Source organism: Rhizobium sp. R634, assembly GCF_002211305.1.
Classification (GTDB): Bacteria; Pseudomonadota; Alphaproteobacteria; order Rhizobiales; family Rhizobiaceae; genus Rhizobium.
On the sequence record NZ_LOKW01000001.1, the window covers coordinates 66,727 to 83,602 of the forward strand.

Genomic DNA, 16,876 nt, shown 5'->3' on the forward strand with positions numbered 1-16,876 from the left:
GCCGAAAGGCATTCTCCCAGAATCTCCTCCTCTGAACCGGGGAGGGGGTTTGGCTGACAGAGCGCGGTGCTGAGCAGCGCCGCCGTTATCCTAAATTACGATCCCGTGGGAGGAGTTATGGCTTCGCTTGAGCAAAAGGCGGCGGCTGCGCCGAAGGGCGATGAGCGCGTCAAACAAGTGAGTTTTTTGAAGCATATGATGCGGCGGCCCGAGCTTGGTGCCGTGGCCGGCCTTGTCCTCGTCATCGTGTTCTTCTTTCTTACCGCAGATTCGACGATGTTCTCCCTTTCGGGTCTGATGACCATCATGGCGCCGGCATCGCAACTGGGAATCCTCGCCATTGCGGCGGCGCTGCTCATGATCGGCGGCGAGTTCGATCTCTCGATCGGCTCGATGGTGGCTTTCGCAGGACTGATTTTCGGCGTCATCCTGACCAATTTCGGTCAACCGCTTTCGGTTGCCATCGTCATGACGATGCTGTTTGCGGCGTTCATGGGCGCGATCAATGGGCAGATCGTCATTCACACCCGCCTGCCGTCGTTCATCGTGACCCTGGCATTTCTCTTCATACTGCGCGGCTTGACCCTCGTGGGTCTGAAATGGGCCACCGGCGGCTCGACGCAGCTTCGCGGCATCGGCGACCATGTGAAGGATAGTCCCCTGCTCGGGCTCTTTTCCGGCGATGCGCTGAAGGGCCTGTTCGTGTGGCTTGCAGATCACGATCTGATAGACAAGTTCCCCAATGGCCTGCCGAAGGTCACCGGCATCCCCGTATCGGTCCTGTGGTTTGTCGTGCTTGCCCTGGCTGCAACTTGGGTCCTGCTGCGCACCCGCATGGGCAACTGGATCTTCGCGGCCGGCGGCGATCCCAATGCAGCAAGAAACTCAGGCGTCCCTGTCCATAGGGTGAAAACCGGCCTGTTCGCGCTGACGGCATGTGCCGCCGCGCTGGTCGCCATCATCACGGTGCTTGACGCCGGCTCGACCGACGCCCGACGCGGTTTTCAGAAAGAATTCGAGGCGATCATCGCCGCCGTCATTGGCGGATGCCTGCTCACAGGCGGATACGGCTCGGCGATCGGCGCCTTCTTCGGAGCGATCATCTTCGGCTCGGTTTCCATCGGCCTGACCTATACCAAGTTCGACTCCGACTGGTTTCAGGTCTTCCTCGGCTCGATGCTGCTGCTGGCTGTTCTCTTCAACAATTTCATCCGCCGCAAGGTTACCGGGGAGCGCTGATCATGCCAGACGTCAACAACCGAACGCCGATCATCGAAGTTACCGATATCGTCAAGCACTACGGCTCCGTGATCGCTCTCAACGGCGTGTCGATGCAAGTATCGGCCGGAGAGGTGCTTTGTCTCCTCGGCGACAATGGTGCGGGCAAATCCACCTTGATCAAGACGCTGTCCGGTGTCGTGCGACCAAGCGGGGGCGCGTTCCTGGTCGAAGGCAAGCCGGTCAATTTCCGCAGCCCGCGCGACGCCCTCGATGCAGGGATTGCGACGGTCTATCAGGATCTCGCCATGATTCCGCTGATGTCGATCACGCGCAATTTTTTCATGGGTCGGGAGCCACGCAAAGGCATCTTCCCATTCCGTCACTTCGACCTCGCGCACTGCAACGATGTCACGCGTGAGGAGATGCGCAAGATCGGCATCGATATCCGCGATCCCAATCAGGCGGTGGGCACTTTGTCTGGCGGCGAACGCCAATGCGTTGCGATTGCGCGCGCGGTCTATTTCGGCGCCAAGATCCTGATTCTCGATGAGCCCACCTCGGCGCTCGGCGTGGCGCAAACCTCGATGGTGCTGAAATACATCCATCAGGTCCGACAGAACGGATTGGGCGTGATCTTCATCACCCACAATGTCCGGCACGCCTATGCCGTCGCGGACCGCTTCACCATTCTCAATCGCGGCCAGACGCTCGGCACTTTTGTCAAGGCGGATATCGCGATGGATGATCTTCAGAACCTGATGGCGGGCGGCAAGGAACTGCAGCAACTGTCCGAAGAGCTCGGCGGCACGATCTAGCCCAGCTTATTCCGCGGTGCCCGATTGGCTTCGGCAGGCTACCGCATTCTCAATCATCAAACATGGAAATGGTCATGAACGACGGTCCGTCGAATACATCATCCCCCTTCACGCTCGCCGTTTGCGCCGAGATGGTCTTCAAGTCGCTTCCTGTTGTCGACAGGCTGAAGCGTATCACCGAACTCGGCTTTCACGCCGAAATCTGGGATTGGACGAAACACGACATCGCCGCGCTTGCGGGATCGGGAGCGATTTTTTCGTCGATGACGGGCTATGTGTCCGGCACGCTTGCGGATGACGAAGGTGCGGAAGAATTGCTGCGAACCGCGAAGTTATCGATCCCCGTCGCCCGACAGCTGAATTGCCCGCGTCTCAACCTGCATGGCACCGGTCTTGACGGCAACGGGCTGCCGGTCGTCAAGGCCGACCAGGTGACAGGTTCCATGTGGCTCAAGGCATGCGATACGCTGAACCGCATCGCCGACCTCGGGGAGCAGGAGGGCGTGACCTTCGTGCTCGAAAACCTCAATCAGGCAGTCGATCATCCCAAGACGCCGTTCGCCAGGGCCGAGGATACGCTCGCCCTCGTCTCGTCCGTTAACCGGCCGGCGCTGAAGCTCAATCTGGACCTCTACCACGCTCAGATCGGCGAGGGGAACTTGATCGAGCTTTGCCGGCGTGCGCTTCCATTTATCGGCGAGATCCAGGTGGCGGATGTTCCCGGTCGCATGGAACCGGGCACCGGAGAGATCAACTACAAGGCAATCGCTCGCGCGCTCAAGGACATGGGTTATAGCGGCACGATTGGCATGGAGGCATGGGCTTCCGGCGACGACGAGACAGCGCTTGCCCGCTTCCGCGACGCCTTCACGGTTTGAATATTTCGATAGTCAAGACTTACAATGGAGAGAATTCAATGATCAGGTTTGGAGTGATCGGCGCCGGCCGGATAGGCAAAGTGCACGCGACAACGATTGCGGCGAACCCCAATGCGAAGCTTGTTCATGTCGCGGATGCCTTCAAGGCTTCAGCTGAAGAGCTTGCCGCGCGGACGGGCGCCGAGGTTGCCGAGGCGGAGGATGTCATCAAGTCCCCAAACGTCGATGCGATCTTGATCGCAACGCCGACCCCGAGCCACGCCGATCTCATCGAAGCAGCAGCGCGAGCCGGCAAGGCCATTCTCTGCGAAAAGCCGGTATCCCTATCGGTCGACCGCATCAACGCTTGCCTCGAGGTTGTCGAGAGAAGCAGGTCGACTTTGATGATTGGCTTCAACCGCCGGTTCGATCCGAACTTCGCGAGTTTGGAGGCCCGCCTGCGCCGCGGCGATATCGGCGCAATCGAGATCGTGACGATCACCAGCCGGGACCCCGCGCCCCCGCCCGCCGAGTATGTCAAATCTTCCGGCGGCCTGTTCCGTGACATGATGATCCACGACTTCGATATGGCCCGGTTCCTGGTCGGAGAGGAATTTGCAGTCGTGAATGCACTCGGATCGTCGCTCGTCGACAAGGCGATTGGGGCCGAGGGCGATGTGGATACTGCCGCCGTGCAGATGCAGACGGCTTCGGGCCGCATTGCCGTTATCACCAATTCGCGCCGGGCGACTTATGGTTACGACCAGCGTATCGAAGTGCATGGCGCTGCCGGTATGCTTGCAGCGAAGAATATCGCCGCCACGAGCGTCGAACTTTCCAATGCGAGCGGCGTCAGCGGCGATCCCGTTCAGCATTTCTTTCTTGAGCGCTACGCCCAGGCGTATGCCAACGAGATCAACGCCTTCATCGAAGCGATCAATAGCGGCAACCCATCGCCGAAGCCAAGTGGATTGGATGGGCTTCAGGCTCAAAAGCTGGCGGAGGCGGCTACGGTGAGCTGGCAGACCGGCAGGCCAGTTGCCGTCAATTGACGTGGAGGCGACGCAGCCGGTCCACGAGAATCCCATGCGTCGCCTGACTCCATAAATGCGAACTCGACTTGTCCTGCGCGAAATACGTCCGCCACGGAGGCGCCAATGTCAGCCATGCGTCCTATGACAGATCAATGTCCTCAAAGCCTTCAGGAACTAAAGCGGTCGATTGCCGAGGGCAAGATATGCTTCTCCGGCCAGGTGGAGCAGGTTGCCAGGCGGATGCTTGAGCATCCGGAGATGGTCGCCTTCGAAAGCGCTGCTACAGTAGCAAAAAAATGCGGCGTTTCGCAAACGACGGTCATACGGCTGAGCAGCCTTCTCGGAATCGGTTCGTACCGTGGCCTGAAGGATCTCTGCGCCAGCTATATTCGAGAGCGATCCAAAGGCGTGTCACCCGCTCATCAATAGCCTCAGCAGCCATCGCGCAGTCTCGGATAGCAGTGTCCGGGCCTGTTCAATCCTTCAAGCCGAGGCTCGCCAGCAGCCTGGTAACATAGGCTTCCAGCCCGCCCACCATGTCGAAACGGTCGGGATCGCGCAGCCAGAGCATCTGCAGGCCGTCCATGACGGCGATCAGTTCGGCGGCCATGGCTTTGCCGTCGATGCCGGCATTGATCGAGCCGTCGGCGGCGGCGCGCTCGAAGGTCGCGGCGACATGCTGCTGCATCTCGGTGGCGCGATCGAGAAACCAAGCCTTGGCAGGGTGGTCCTTCATCAGGCTCTCGGCATTCAGGATGGCGAAAGCCCTGATGACTTCGATCATGCCGGCGTTGCGGCGGAAGATTTCGACCATGCCCCTGAGCAGGCCGGGAAGATCGGCGCGATAGTGGCCGATGAAATCGGCGCTATCGAGATCACGCTTGGCGAGGATCGCCAGCAGCAGATCGACCTTTGTCGGGAAATGATGCAGCAGGCCGGGCAGCGACAGGCCGACATCGCGGGCGATGTCGCCGATCGCGGCATTCTGGTAGCCGTCTTCGGCAAAGCGCCGCATCGCCGCCGCCAGGATCTCCGCGCGGCGCGTCTCTCCCTTGCGGGATCGGCGCCGACGCTTCTCCTCCCCGACATTCTGGTCCGCCAATTCCGCCATCGTTCCCGGTGCCTTTTCCATGCTCTCCATTCCATACATCAGGCTTGGCCGATTGACATCTTAAAAATACCGAGTAATCGGTAGGTTTAAGGATTGACCCCGGGAGGCTTGCATGATCGATTCCATTCTCGACAAGATGACCCTCGAGGAGCAGGTCTCGCTGCTCTCGGGCGCCGATTTCTGGACGACCGCTCCGGTCGAACGTCTCGGCGTGCCGAAGATCAAGGTGACGGACGGGCCGAACGGCGCCCGCGGGGCGGGCTCGCTGGTCGCCGGCGTCAAGGCGACCTGCTTTCCCGTCGCCATCGCGCTCGGCGCCAGCTGGAATCCCGATCTTGTCGGTGAGATGGGTGCGGCGCTGGCCCGCCAGGCGAAGAGCAAGGGGGCGGCCGTGCTGCTCGCGCCGACGGTCAATATCCATCGCTCCGGCCTCAACGGGCGGAATTTCGAATGCTATTCCGAAGATCCGATGCTGACGGCCGAACTCGCCGTCGCCTATATCAACGGCGTGCAAAGCGAGGGGATCGCCGCAACGATCAAGCATTTCGCCGGCAATGAATCGGAGATCGAGCGGCAGACCATCTCGTCCGATATCGACGAGCGGACGCTGCGCGAAATCTACCTGCCGCCCTTCGAACAGGCGGTGCGCCGCGCCGGCGTCATGGCCGTCATGTCTTCTTATAATCGCCTGAACGGCACCTATACCAGCGAGCATCGCTGGCTGCTGACCCAGGTGCTGCGCGAGGAATGGGACTTCCAAGGCATCGTCATGTCCGACTGGTTCGGCTCGCATTCGACCGCCGAGACGATCAATGCCGGCCTCGATCTCGAAATGCCGGGTCCGGCGCGCGACCGCGGCGAGAAGCTGGTGGCGGCCGTGCGCGAGGGCAAGGTCGAAGCCGCAACGGTGCGCGCCGCGGCGCGGCGCATATTGGTTCTGCTGGAACGCGTCGGCGCCTTCGAAAACAAGCCCGATCTCACCGAGCGGGCGGTCGATCTGCCTGAGGACCGGGCGCTGATCCGGCGTCTCGGCGCCGAAGGCGCGGTGCTGCTGAAGAATGACGGCATCCTGCCGCTCGCCAAGACCTCGCTCGACCGCATCGCCGTCGTCGGACCGAATGCGGCGAGCGCCCGCGTCATGGGCGGCGGCAGCGCGCAGATCGCGGCGCATTATACGGTGAGCCCGCTCGAAGGCATTCGCGCCGCGCTTTCCAATGCCAACAGCATCAGCCACGCGGTCGGCTGCCGCCACAACCGGCTGATCGATGTGTTCAAGGGCAAGATCACCGTCGAATATTTCAAGGGACGTGGTTGCAAGGGCGATCCCCTTCACGTCGAGACCGTGGACAAGGGCGAGTTCTTCTGGTTCGAACTGCCCTCCGGCGAACTCGATCCGGCCGATTTCTCCGCCCGGATGACGATGCAGTTCGCGCCGGAGGAGAGCGGCGAGCATGTCTTCGGCATGACCAATGCCGGGCTGGCGCGGCTCTTCGTCGATGGCGCACTGATGGTCGATGGGTATGAAGGCTGGACGCGCGGCGAGAATTATTTCGGCACCGCCAATGACGAGCAGCGCGGCAGCGTGGCGCTCGAAGCGGGCCGGGCCTATCAGCTCAGCGTCGAATATGAGCCGTCCATGGCGACCGAGGAAGGCATCAACCTCATCGCGGTGCGCTTCGGTCTGGAAAAGCCGCTCGGCGAGGCCGATATCGCGGACGCCGTCGAGATCGCCCGCAATGCCGATGTGGCGCTGCTCTTCGTCGGCCGCGACGGCGAATGGGATACCGAAGGATTGGACCTGCCGGACATGCGCCTGCCGGGCCATCAGGAGGAACTGATCGAGCGGGTGGCTGCCGCCAACGCCAACACCGTCGTGGTGCTGCAGACCGGCGGTCCCATCGAGATGCCTTGGCTCGGCAAGGTCTGCGCGGTGCTTCAGATGTGGTATCCCGGCCAGGAACTCGGCAACGCCGTCGCCGATGTCGTGTTCGGTGATGCCGAACCAGGCGGGCGCCTGCCGCAGACTTTCCCCAAGGCGCTGACCGACAATTCCGCCATCACGGGCGATCCGGCCGTCTATCCCGGCAAGGACGGGCATGTGCGTTACGCCGAAGGCGTCTTCGTCGGCTACCGCCATCACGATACGCGCGCCGTCGAGCCGCTCTTCCCCTTCGGCTTCGGCCTCGGCTACACCAGCTTCCGCTGGAGCGTGCCGCAGCTTTCGGCCAGCGAAATGGGTTCCGACGGCGTGACCGTCAGCGTCGAGGTGACCAACACAGGCGACCGCGCCGGCTCGGAGCTGGTCCAGCTCTATGTGCGCTCCCCAAAGGTCAAGGTGGAACGGCCAGACAAGGAACTGCGCGCCTTCGCCAAGCTCTCCCTGCAGCCCGGCGAAACAGGCACGGCCGTCATGAAGATCCTGCCGCGCGATCTCGCTTATTTCGATGTGGAAAGCGGCGCCTTCCGCGCCGAGGCGGGCGACTATCAGCTGGTGGTGGCGGCGAATGCTGCGGATATAAGGGCTGTGGTCGATCTGCCTTCCCCGAAGGACTACCTGTTGCCGACGTTCTACGACCGGCTGCAACGATAGGTCACATTCGTGACTGGCTCTATCAATGCTGCTCCAGAGAGTAATGTCTGCGAGCATGTCGCACAGCTCGGCGGTCGCTGAAAATACAATTCATTAACGTTCCGCCTAGGTGGATGCTAGGCTGGGTTGTGCCAAAATGATCGAGACGCTACTGCACGCAAATTCCAGCGGTGTTCGCATAAACCCGCGCCATTGTTTGAAGAGCATGGGGAGTTCGCAGTGCAAAGCAGAGGCCTTCCGAATACGATATTCTGGCTGACCCTGAGCGTCTTGGCCGCAGGGCCAGCCGTGGGGCAGGAGATAGTGACGATTCCCGGTTACCAGGCTGCTCCTGGTATTCACCGCTCCTATGAAAGCGAGCGGCGGATCGAACGCGATGAACTGGCTTGGGGATCATCGCAGAAGCAGGTTGAACTCGGCGAGTTTCAACAAACGATGACAGTGGTTTCCAGGGATGGCCGAAAGATGCGGACACGCTGGACATCGGTCGCTAGAACGCCCGTCGATACATATGCTTATCAGCCGCCGAAAGTCCTGTTTTTCACCACGTCGGATGTCCTTGGTGCTGCTCCCGTGGAACTCGATGGCGAACTGAGCGGGCTTCCAACCGCACTGGCGGAACCCGGCGACGTTCGCCAGCGCATCGGGCAGGTGGTCTCAACGGCTTCGGCCGCGCAGGAAAAGACGACGTCCATGCGTCTGCTCGCGGAACTCGAGACCGATCCAGGTCGGGCGATCGACGAGCTTATCCCCGGGATCGGGCTTCTGGCTCGCAATCAGGCAGAAAGCAGCGTGACCGTCAAGCTTGGAGAAACATGGAAGGTCGCGCATGAAACCAGCGTCCAGGGCATGCCGGTGCAAGCTGTTACATCGGGCGTGTGGGAAAGCATCGATCGTTCAAGTCAGACGGCGGTCGTGACCTGGAGCGAAACCGTCGACGCCGATGCCATGACGAAGGCTACGCAAACCGGAATTGAGGAAATCATCGCGCTCCAGCAAGCGAAATGGAACCTGACGAGCGAACGACTGGCTCCGCTCAAGAAAGCGAACCTCCATTCATTCGGCCGCGCTGTCGTTTCGCTGCGGGACGGCTCCACGATAGAGGCAACGGAAGTCGCGATCCAGGAGATGGCCGGCCTGAAGTCGACCATGAGAACGCATATTCGACAAGTCGATGCAATCACCGGTTCCTCCGATTATGACTCTCGTCTGAGAGCGGCCCAGCTTGGGCAGAGGGAAAGAGATGAGGCCATGAAAGCGGGTATGGAGCGCTCGCAGGCCTCGGTCGGGAACATGAAGCAGGCGCGCGGGATGCCGGAAAAGGCAGGTGTGGAAGCATTGCTGGGAAGTGCCGGGAATGACCCAGCAGAGGCTGACGAGCCCAGACTTCCCGAGCAGCTGCCGGAAGACGTCAAATACTCTGCGCCTCTCGTGCTCAAGATCGCGGCCGCGGCGATCGTCAATGTTGACGGAGGTGACGGTCTCAAGCTCGTCCTTGCGCCCGATAGCGCTATCGAGCTCGGCGACTTCACGATGGCCAACATACCTCGAGCAATACAGGTGAGGGTGGCAGGGAGGCCTATGCCCGAGCTCCACATGAATGAGCCGATCCTAGGGGGCGAATTCAACGTCTTTGGCGGGGATATCGCTGAGCTTCACACGATGGCAAGAGAGGCGTCCGTGCCTGGGGCTATCTTCGAGATCCAAGCCGTTCCGGAGGACTTGCCGATAGAGATCGCAAAAGTGACGGTCGTGAACGATCCCTCGTCCGGGCCAGCACTCGATATGACGCTGACGCCGGCGAGCGCTGCCTTATATCGGCAGTTTAGCAAAGCCGGTGAGGGGCGAACCGCGGAATTCCGAACCCGCCTTCTCCAGCCGGTCGGTTCGCTGATCATCGATAGGGAAAATGACTCCGGAAATATTCGGCTACGCGATCTGCCGGGCGGCGAAGCAACTCTTCGGCAATTGGCGGAAGAGCTTTGGTGTTACGGTGGCGATCAAGCCGGACCTAGATTAGGGAAGGCGGGGTTCACCCCAGATTGTCGGGCGTATCCGCTCAAGACGGATACGCCCGGTGTCGTCTTAAGGCTCGGCGCCACTCCTTTACAATTGGTCCTTCCCGCTTATTTCTGCGGGATCATGACATAGGCTTCGCCGCCGTTGCGGTCGTGCTGGAAGATGAAGCGCTTGCCCTTGATGATCGCGACGAAGGGCTGGTTGGGCTTGTCGTTCATCGGCACGTTGTCGGCGAATTCGGCGACGGTGCGCAGGAATTGGTCATGCAGGGTTGGGTCGGAGCGGTTGGGGCTGGTGATGGCGCATTCGCGGCCCGGCTTGATCTGCACGGACATGGAATGATCCTTCGTCATGCCGTTTTTGCCGCCGTTCAAATCGAAGAAATCTGTAACGCCGTAGCCCTTGGCGCCGCTGATGCCTGCCGTGAAGGAGGGGCCGGTTTTCAGGCACAGATCTTTGAAGGCCTTGATGGCGATATCGGTCTTGCCGGATGCCGCCGACGCTGCCGATGCGGTGCAAACAGCCAAAGCGGCGGTCAGAGCGAGGGAAATTGCTGCAGAGCTGAAATGATCGATGGTGAATAGATGCTTCATGGTTTCCTGTCTTTCGGTCCCGTCATCCGAGCAGCGCGGGAGCGGCTCGCTCGATTGTGACGTGTGCATCCTTAACTTGACAGTCTTTAGAATTTGCAACCCACGCGCCAGATGTCTTTGTCCTGCCGTGAGGCGATCAGAGCGCGGCGCCCTGGAGAAAGAAGAAGCGGCGGCGCGGTAGCGCATCAGCTTCCCGCGCCGGCCGTGGCCGCGTCAGCGCCGGTGGGCGCTCAGAGCAGGAAGTCGTCCTTCAGAGGAATGGCGATCGCCGATATGCCGAGCGGCATTCGCTTCCACAGAGGCGTCGAGCAGAGCTTTTCGAATGGCTGGGGGAATATCTTCGGTGAGCCCGGCTCCGGCATCAACATCCAGTCCGGCGGATGCGAGCAGTTCGGTCAATGCGTCGAAATGCTGCCGCCCCTTTCTCAGCACATCGGCGCTGGCGATCGGAAGATCGATAACCGCTTCCAGCGCGCGAACGACCCTGCGGGCCGCTCGCCGGATCTCGCGAGAAGACGCATCGCATTTGACGATCTCCGTCGCCAGGGCAAACTTGGCGCGATAGCTGATCGCGTTTTGGGCAGCGATCTGCCAGTGGCGGTTTATCTGTTGCATGCTGCGGTAACGCGGAAGATCGCGAAAACGGCGCCCGCGATTTGCGAAGAGGGTGAATCGCATTTTAACCAAAACTTAAGCGTAAATTAGTGAAAACTTACTAAACTCGGGCGTCGTTCGGTGCAGCGGCTTGGCCTGCAAGCGAAACGGGCGCCGGCCGAAGCCGACGCCCGCAATCATCCGGGGGGAGTTGTCACTCTTAAACCGGGCCGGATGCCACTACTGGATGATCTGCACGACCTTGCGGCTCTGCGGCTCGACGATGACCCGCTCCTGGCCGATCACGACGTAGCCATACTTGGGATTGTCTGGGACCGGAGTGACGATGACATCGGCCGGCAGGGCAGCGCCGACCTGCACGCGCTCCTGCACGACGACCGTCTGCGCCGGGGCGGGCGCCTGCTCGACATAGGTCACGACTTCGGCCGGCGGAGGGTCGATCGCACCGCCTGCTACGCCGCCCACCACCGCGCCGACTCCGGCGCCGATGGGGCCGCCCAGGATAGCGCCGGTGGCCGCACCGCCGACCATGCCGGTCGTTGCACCATCGGCATAGGCCGAGCCCGCGATGCACGCCATTGCCGCTGCGAGGATAATGCCTTTCATTTTACTGCTCCTTATCGTTGGTGCAGTGAAAAGCCAGTCGTGAAGAGTTTGTTCCAGGCATCGGACCTTGGTCGGACGGCGTCGGCGCTGGCGGGTGCAGGCGGCAAAATCTCATAAGGAACGATCACTGCCGACGGGCGTACGGGTCGACTTTTCTATCAGCGCGCCGCCTCTCGGCATGAGCAAGACCGAATTGCGGATCATCGCTGCCGGTAGCCTGATGATGATCGAAAGCATCAGGACTTTGGCCGAGGATGCCCCATTAGCGCTTGATATTCTTTGTCGGTTAATCGTTCGATCGACCGCAGCTGTGCGGGAATGTCCATGCGCTCGTGCAAGACCGCGGCAATGACGAAGGTGGCATCGTCAACGACTATGTACACTGCGTAATGGTGTTCGATCCTGTGGAGCCGGAAGGGGGAGTTCCCGACTCGCTCGTCTTCCCTCGCCTTCAGACGGGCATAGGCTTCCGGGATGCCTTCAAATCCTGCTCGAAGCAGACGGCCATATGCTTTTGCCTGTTCGGCAGACCATCTCCGTGCGGTTTCGCGGACCGCCAGACGATAATTGTCAAGTGCAGTCGGCAGGATGAGAACGCGAGGAGCCACTAGCGCAGCTCTTCATCCAGTTCGGCATCGACGGCATCGAGTGCGGAAAGGGGCAGCATCTCTCCGCGCCGGAATTCCTCTTCCGCCCGCAGCAGCGAGCGGATGGCGTAGCGGCGATCTTCTTCACGTGCCATATCTTCGCGGATAAGGGCGCGAACATATTCGCTCGGGGTCGTATATTGGCTCTTTCCGTTGGCGCGCATATCGACGAAGGCGCGCATTTCATCGGGCAAACTGACATGCAGGCTGCTGGTCATAACCGCGCCCTCCCTGATCCGGATCACCGGATGAATTGTTCGCATTCCGGCTGTGATGTCAATATTTGACATTCGCTTGCCGTGTACGCTCAGCCTCCTCCTATTCCAAACCAGCGCCGGATGATGTGATCGAGCGAAAACCGTCCGGGGCCGCCGGCGATGATGACGAGGAAGCAGACGGCCCAGGTTCCGTGGGTCGGCCAGGCATCGGGATAGACGAAGATCTCGATGACGACGGTCATGCCGAGGAGCGCGAGCGCCGAGAGGCGGCTGGCGAGGCCGATGACGAGCAGCGCGGGAAAGAAATGCTCCGCGAAGGCGGCAAGATGGGCGGCGATCCAGGGATCGACGAAAGGCAGCCTGTATTCCGTCTCGAAGAGATAGACGGCATTGTCGGTGACATGCCAGCCGTTCACCTTGGTCTGGCCCGATTGCCAGAAGACGGCGGCGATCGAGAGGCGCGAGATCAGCGCGATCAGATCATGCGGAATGCGGTCGAGAAGCCTGAACGTTGCGTAGAGCCGCTCTGCCGTCGTGCGCGGGGCGGGGGCGGTCATGCTCATCTCAGTGTTCATCGGGGTCAATCTCCTTGTGAATGGCGGTGAAGGCGCCGGACTGCAGGAGGCCGGCGAGATTGGCGGGAAGATCGAATTCGGCTGCTGAAAGGGCGGCGGTTTCCGCCGCCTGAAGGAGCGTCGCGCCGGTGGCCAGCGCCTGCAGGAAGATCGCGCCGCCCGGCGGCAGGCGATGGATTTCGACGAGCATGTGCGGGCGGACGATGAGCGCATCCTCGCCTGCCCAGGGCTCGATCGGCGCGAGGTCCATCGCGCCGCTGTTCATCGCCCAGATGGTAATGATGGGGTGCGCCGATCGCAGGATGGAGAGCGAGGGATGCGGCTGGAAAACGAGGCGGGCGAGCTGCTCCGGTGCGACCCGCGAAAGTTCGCCGGCATCGAGCGGCGCAGCGTCGGCCGCGTGATAGGCATGGCCGCGCGCCGCTTCGAGGCGGATCACGTCAGGGAGATAGGCAAGCTCCTGCACCGGTTCGAAGCACTCGACGAAATCGGCAAAGCCGTCGCCGTAGGACATCAGCAATGGCGAGCGCGGCGGGAAAAGCCGGATGAATTCGCCCGCCATCGCCGCGAAGAAACCCTCTCCGACGATCCGCCGGGCAGCCGGGAACCGGGACGCAAGCGCGCTGACGAGCCCGCTTGCGACATTGTTGCGATAGACGCCGAAGCGGCGCAGCGGCTCGCCGCCATTCCAGGCGGCAAGACCGGCCGGGACGGGCAGAGCGGCGTCGGTAAGCGCCTTCGCAAAGCGGATTTGGATATCTGCTGGCATGGCGGACCTCACGCGGCGCGGCGGCTTGCGGCGGCGTCGAGTATGCGTTTGGCAGCCTCCGCCTCGGCGCGCAGGACGGGCCATTCCGGCACGTCGTTGTCCCATTCGATGAGGGTGGCGACAGGAGCGGTCCTGGCGATGACCTCTTCGTAAAGAGCCCAGACCGGATCCTTGACCGGTGTGTCGTGGGAGTCGATCAGCAGCGGTGCGCCCTGGTCATCGCTTGTTTCGGAGTGGCCGCTCAGATGGATTTCGCGCACCCATTGCAAGGGGAAGCGGGCGAGATAGGCGCGCGGGTCCATGTTGTGGTTGGTGGAGGCAACGAAGACGTTGTTGACGTCGAGCAGCAGCCCGCATCCGGTGCGCTTGACGACCTCTGCCAGGAATTCCGTCTCTTCCAGCGTGCTTTCTTCGAATAGCAGATAGGTCGCGGGATTTTCGAGCAGCATCTGGCGGCGCAGCTTGTCCTGCACCTCGTCGATATGCTCCGCGACGCGCGCGAGCGTGGTCTCGGTATAGGGAAGCGGCAGCAGGTCGTTCATGAAAACCGTGTCGTGCGACGACCAGGCGAGATGTTCGGAAAAGCTCTCCGGCTCGTATCGGTCGCAGAGGATTTTCAGCCGGGCGAGATGCGTGCGGTCGAGCGGCTGCATCGAGCCGATGGAGAGGCCGACGCCATGGATCGACAGCGCATAGTCCTGGCGCAGCTTGCCGAGCTGGGCATGCGGCGGACCGCCAGCGCCCATATAGTTTTCGGCATGGACTTCGAAAAAGCCGAGCGGCTGCGGGCGGTCGATGATTTCGGCAAAATGCTCGGGCTTGAAGCCGACACCGGGGCGGCGGGGAAGTTCGGAGGGTTTCATCGGACGATCTCCTGGGATGGAAGCGGACGGCGCTGAGGGGCGCCGTCCTTTCAGCGCCTTGGCTCAGACCGGAGCCTTGCCCTGCATCAGCGAGCCATGGCCGTCCGGCGTCTTCATCGACATGCACGTGCCGGCAGGAACGAGCTTCCAGGCGTTCTTCTGGTAATCGACCTTGGCGGTGCCGGCGCAGGTCGTGCCCGGACCGGCGGCGCAATCGTTCTGGCCCTTCAATGCGACGCCGTAGCATTTCTCCTTGCTGTCGGCGGCGGAGGCGGCCGGAGCGGCGACGGCTGCGAGCGCCGAAGCGATGGAGCCTGCCAGTGCAAGGGTGACGATGCTGTTCTTCATTGTTCATCTCCGTTGAATGATAAGCCGTGATTGGCTTGCATTGCGGGCTACGGAGAGAGAACCGCGGTTGTTACAGCGCCCGGTCCGATTTTTTTGGAGGCGCACCCTTGCCCTTTGCACAACCGCGGGCGAAAAGCCTGGAAACGAAGGGCTGCAGGGCCGCACGAAAGAATTTCGCGGTCGCGGTAACAAAAATGTGTGCTCATCCGTAGGGGATTATGTCGGGTGAAACATTCGGCGCGTGAAGAGGAATGGGCAGGCTGGATGCGCAGCGCCATCGATGGCGATACGCAGGCCTATCACCGCTTCCTTTCCGCCGTCACGCCGCATCTGCGCGCGATGGCGCGCCGGCGCTGCGACCAGTTCGGCGCACCGGCGAGCGAGGCGGAGGACGTGGTGCAGGAAGTGCTGCTCGCCGTCCACCTGAAACGCGCAACGTGGGACCCGGCGCGCCCGATCGGCCCGTGGCTGTCGACGATCGTGCGCAACAAGCTGATCGACAGCATGCGCCGGCGCGGCCGCCATGTCGACGTGCCGATCGACGACGTCATGGCGACGCTGGAGGCCGAAGAGCAGGCCGGCAACTTGGATCGGCTCGACGCTGAGCATATGCTGGAGCGGCTGAGGGATCCGCAGCGCGATATCGTCCGGTCCATTTCCATGGAAGGGGCGGGCATACGCGAGACGGCCGAAAGGCTGAAGATGAGTGAGGGCGCGGTGCGTGTTGCCCTTCATCGGGCGCTGAAAACGCTCGCCGCGCTTTACCGGAGTGAAGACAAGTGAAAACGGATGAGCTGATCAATCTTTTGTCGGAAGATGCGCCGGTGCGCCTGCGGCTCGGCCGCATGATGGCGCTGGTGCTGCTGATCGGTATCGCGATCTCCGCGACACTGATGGTTTCGACGATCGGCCTGCGCCACAACATGCAGACCGTCTTCGAGACGGCACGGGTCTTCTTCAAGATTTGCGAGACGCTGCTGCTCGCGATTATCGCCGCGCGCCTCGTCTTCCAGATCGGCCGGCCGGGGGTGCCGCTGAGGGCGCGGGCTCTGGCGCTGCTCCTGCCGGCAGCACTGCTTGTTACTGCCGTGATCGCCGAGCTTTTCACCGTGCCGGAACAGGACTGGGCGGCGAGCATGATCGGCAACAATGCGGCCTTCTGCGTCTTCTTCATCCCCGTGCTGTCGCTGGCGCCGCTCGTGGGCTTCATGCTGGCGCTGAAGAATGCCGCGCCTGGCGATCCCACGGCAGCGGGTGCTGCGGCCGGCCTTGCCGCCGGCGCGGTTGCGGCTGCGATCTATGCCTGGCACTGCCCTGACGACAGCCCGCTCTTCCTCATGAGCTGGTATGTCCTGGCGATTGCGATCGTCACCGTGGCGGGGTCGCTGGTCGGCCGGCGCATCTTGCGCTGGTAGTTTTCCCGACGCTGGAATCTCAGACGCCGCCGGTCATTCTTGCGCCGTGCAGTCTTGCCGGCGGCCACTGCTTTCTTCCCAAGTAACTTTGTTGACTCCGTCTTTCAACCGGTTGAAAAGAGACGTGGCTATAGAGGAGACGACTGATGGCTGACGAGAATAATACAGGTTCCGCTGCCGCGGCTGCGGAGACGGCTGCATCCGCGAAAACCGACGCGAAGAAGCCGCGTGCGCCCCGGCGCCAGAAGGCCGCTGCCGAGGCGGCGCCTACCGTGTCGGAAGCAGTAAGCGCGCCGACGCCGGCGGCAAGCCCGGCAAAGCCCGATGCCCGGTCGAAGGGCGCCAAGCCCAAGCCGGCCGTGACGAAGGCCGCCGCTGGCAAGAGCGCGCCCAAGGCCGCTGTGGCAAAGAAGGTGGCAAAGCCTGCCGCGCAGCCGGCCAAGGCTTCCGCGCCCGCCATCGACGAGCTGGAAGATCTCATTCAGCTCGAAGAGGAAAACAAGCGGCTCCGCAAGAGCCTGGCGGAAAAGCTGCGCCAGGAAAATGCCGAGCTGCGCAAGAAGCTCGGGCTTGCCTGAGT

At 61.9% G+C, this 16,876-nt stretch carries 20 protein-coding genes; 10 read left to right on the forward strand and 10 right to left on the reverse strand.

The features are described 5' to 3' along the window. Positions 1 to 117: 117 nt before the first annotated feature. The 5 genes from ATY77_RS00290 to ATY77_RS00310 all read left to right on the forward strand — a co-directional run bounded on the left by ATY77_RS00290 (position 118) and on the right by ATY77_RS00310 (position 4,356). A complete protein-coding gene (locus ATY77_RS00290) occupies positions 118 to 1,239 on the forward strand; it encodes an ABC transporter permease (RefSeq protein WP_088685576.1) in 1,122 nt (373 codons plus the stop codon). Between the two features lie 2 nt (positions 1,240 to 1,241). After that, positions 1,242 to 2,036 carry an ATP-binding cassette domain-containing protein gene (locus ATY77_RS00295; RefSeq protein WP_088685577.1) on the forward strand — a complete coding sequence of 265 codons (795 nt, stop codon included), beginning with the start codon at positions 1,242 to 1,244 and terminating at the stop codon, positions 2,034 to 2,036. Between the two features lie 74 nt (positions 2,037 to 2,110). Further along, positions 2,111 to 2,914 carry a TIM barrel protein gene (locus ATY77_RS00300; protein ID WP_088685578.1) on the forward strand — a complete coding sequence of 268 codons (804 nt, stop codon included), beginning with the start codon at positions 2,111 to 2,113 and terminating at the stop codon, positions 2,912 to 2,914. A gap of 38 nt (positions 2,915 to 2,952) precedes the next feature. Next, the gene (iolG, locus tag ATY77_RS00305; protein WP_088685579.1) at positions 2,953 to 3,945 is read left to right on the forward strand and encodes an inositol 2-dehydrogenase; all 993 of its coding nucleotides are present in this window, start codon (positions 2,953 to 2,955) and stop codon (positions 3,943 to 3,945) included. A 105-nt stretch (positions 3,946 to 4,050) separates the two neighbouring features. Next, complete coding sequence (locus tag ATY77_RS00310) at positions 4,051 to 4,356, forward strand: hypothetical protein (RefSeq protein ID WP_088685580.1); 306 nt, start codon at positions 4,051 to 4,053, stop codon at positions 4,354 to 4,356. A gap of 46 nt (positions 4,357 to 4,402) precedes the next feature. On the opposite strand, the gene ATY77_RS00315 is transcribed toward ATY77_RS00310, so the two are convergent. Continuing rightward, positions 4,403 to 5,038, reverse strand: a complete 636-nt coding sequence (locus tag ATY77_RS00315) for a TetR/AcrR family transcriptional regulator (RefSeq protein WP_088686211.1) — start codon at positions 5,036 to 5,038, stop codon at positions 4,403 to 4,405. 112 nt (positions 5,039 to 5,150) lie between these two features. On the opposite strand from ATY77_RS00315, the gene ATY77_RS00320 reads away from it, so the two are divergent. Together ATY77_RS00320 and ATY77_RS00325 are read left to right on the forward strand one after the other, a co-directional pair. Further along, the gene (locus ATY77_RS00320; protein WP_088685581.1) at positions 5,151 to 7,628 is read left to right on the forward strand and encodes a beta-glucosidase; all 2,478 of its coding nucleotides are present in this window, start codon (positions 5,151 to 5,153) and stop codon (positions 7,626 to 7,628) included. 303 nt (positions 7,629 to 7,931) lie between these two features. Beyond that, positions 7,932 to 9,779, forward strand: a complete 1,848-nt coding sequence (locus ATY77_RS00325) for a hypothetical protein (protein ID WP_141103891.1) — start codon at positions 7,932 to 7,934, stop codon at positions 9,777 to 9,779. On the opposite strand, the gene ATY77_RS00330 is transcribed toward ATY77_RS00325, so the two are convergent. The 9 genes from ATY77_RS00330 to ATY77_RS00370 all read right to left on the reverse strand — a co-directional run bounded on the left by ATY77_RS00330 (position 9,755) and on the right by ATY77_RS00370 (position 14,881). Next, positions 9,755 to 10,240, reverse strand: coding sequence for a hypothetical protein (locus ATY77_RS00330; RefSeq protein ID WP_245309875.1), 486 nt, complete (start codon positions 10,238 to 10,240; stop codon positions 9,755 to 9,757). The two genes, ATY77_RS00325 and ATY77_RS00330, sit on opposite strands and share 25 nt — an antisense overlap. Before the next feature lie 213 nt (positions 10,241 to 10,453). Then, entirely contained in the window at positions 10,454 to 10,918 is a 465-nt protein-coding gene (locus tag ATY77_RS33070; RefSeq protein WP_245309882.1) for a hypothetical protein, read from the reverse strand. A 156-nt stretch (positions 10,919 to 11,074) separates the two neighbouring features. Beyond that, positions 11,075 to 11,461, reverse strand: a complete 387-nt coding sequence (locus tag ATY77_RS00340; RefSeq protein ID WP_088675465.1) for a DUF1236 domain-containing protein — start codon at positions 11,459 to 11,461, stop codon at positions 11,075 to 11,077. Between the two features lie 236 nt (positions 11,462 to 11,697). Further along, complete coding sequence (locus ATY77_RS00345) at positions 11,698 to 12,069, reverse strand: type II toxin-antitoxin system RelE/ParE family toxin (protein WP_088675466.1); 372 nt, start codon at positions 12,067 to 12,069, stop codon at positions 11,698 to 11,700. Next, positions 12,069 to 12,326, reverse strand: a complete 258-nt coding sequence (locus ATY77_RS00350; protein WP_008536431.1) for a hypothetical protein — start codon at positions 12,324 to 12,326, stop codon at positions 12,069 to 12,071. The genes ATY77_RS00345 and ATY77_RS00350 overlap by 1 nt, the downstream gene beginning before the upstream one ends. 89 nt (positions 12,327 to 12,415) lie before the next feature. Then, a complete protein-coding gene (locus ATY77_RS00355) occupies positions 12,416 to 12,901 on the reverse strand; it encodes a DoxX family protein (RefSeq protein ID WP_088685583.1) in 486 nt (161 codons plus the stop codon). After that, positions 12,891 to 13,670 (reverse strand): DNA-binding domain-containing protein, encoded by a 780-nt coding sequence (locus tag ATY77_RS00360; RefSeq protein WP_088685584.1) that lies wholly within the window; start codon positions 13,668 to 13,670, stop codon positions 12,891 to 12,893. The genes ATY77_RS00355 and ATY77_RS00360 overlap by 11 nt, the downstream gene beginning before the upstream one ends. Before the next feature lie 8 nt (positions 13,671 to 13,678). Then, positions 13,679 to 14,533, reverse strand: a complete 855-nt coding sequence (locus ATY77_RS00365) for a DUF692 domain-containing protein (RefSeq protein WP_088685585.1) — start codon at positions 14,531 to 14,533, stop codon at positions 13,679 to 13,681. 63 nt (positions 14,534 to 14,596) lie between these two features. Further along, positions 14,597 to 14,881 (reverse strand): DUF2282 domain-containing protein, encoded by a 285-nt coding sequence (locus ATY77_RS00370; protein ID WP_088675470.1) that lies wholly within the window; start codon positions 14,879 to 14,881, stop codon positions 14,597 to 14,599. Between the two features lie 225 nt (positions 14,882 to 15,106). Between ATY77_RS00370 and ATY77_RS00375 the strand changes: the two genes are divergently transcribed. From ATY77_RS00375 to ATY77_RS00385, 3 genes are all read left to right on the forward strand, one after another. After that, a complete protein-coding gene (locus tag ATY77_RS00375) occupies positions 15,107 to 15,664 on the forward strand; it encodes a sigma-70 family RNA polymerase sigma factor (protein ID WP_088675471.1) in 558 nt (185 codons plus the stop codon). Further along, positions 15,661 to 16,296: an NrsF family protein gene (locus ATY77_RS00380; RefSeq protein ID WP_088675472.1), complete on the forward strand. Its 636-nt coding sequence runs from the start codon at positions 15,661 to 15,663 to the stop codon at positions 16,294 to 16,296. The genes ATY77_RS00375 and ATY77_RS00380 overlap by 4 nt, the downstream gene beginning before the upstream one ends. Before the next feature lie 146 nt (positions 16,297 to 16,442). Beyond that, positions 16,443 to 16,874: a SyrB2 regulator gene (locus tag ATY77_RS00385; protein WP_088685586.1), complete on the forward strand. Its 432-nt coding sequence runs from the start codon at positions 16,443 to 16,445 to the stop codon at positions 16,872 to 16,874. The last annotated feature ends 2 nt before the right edge of the window (positions 16,875 to 16,876 follow it).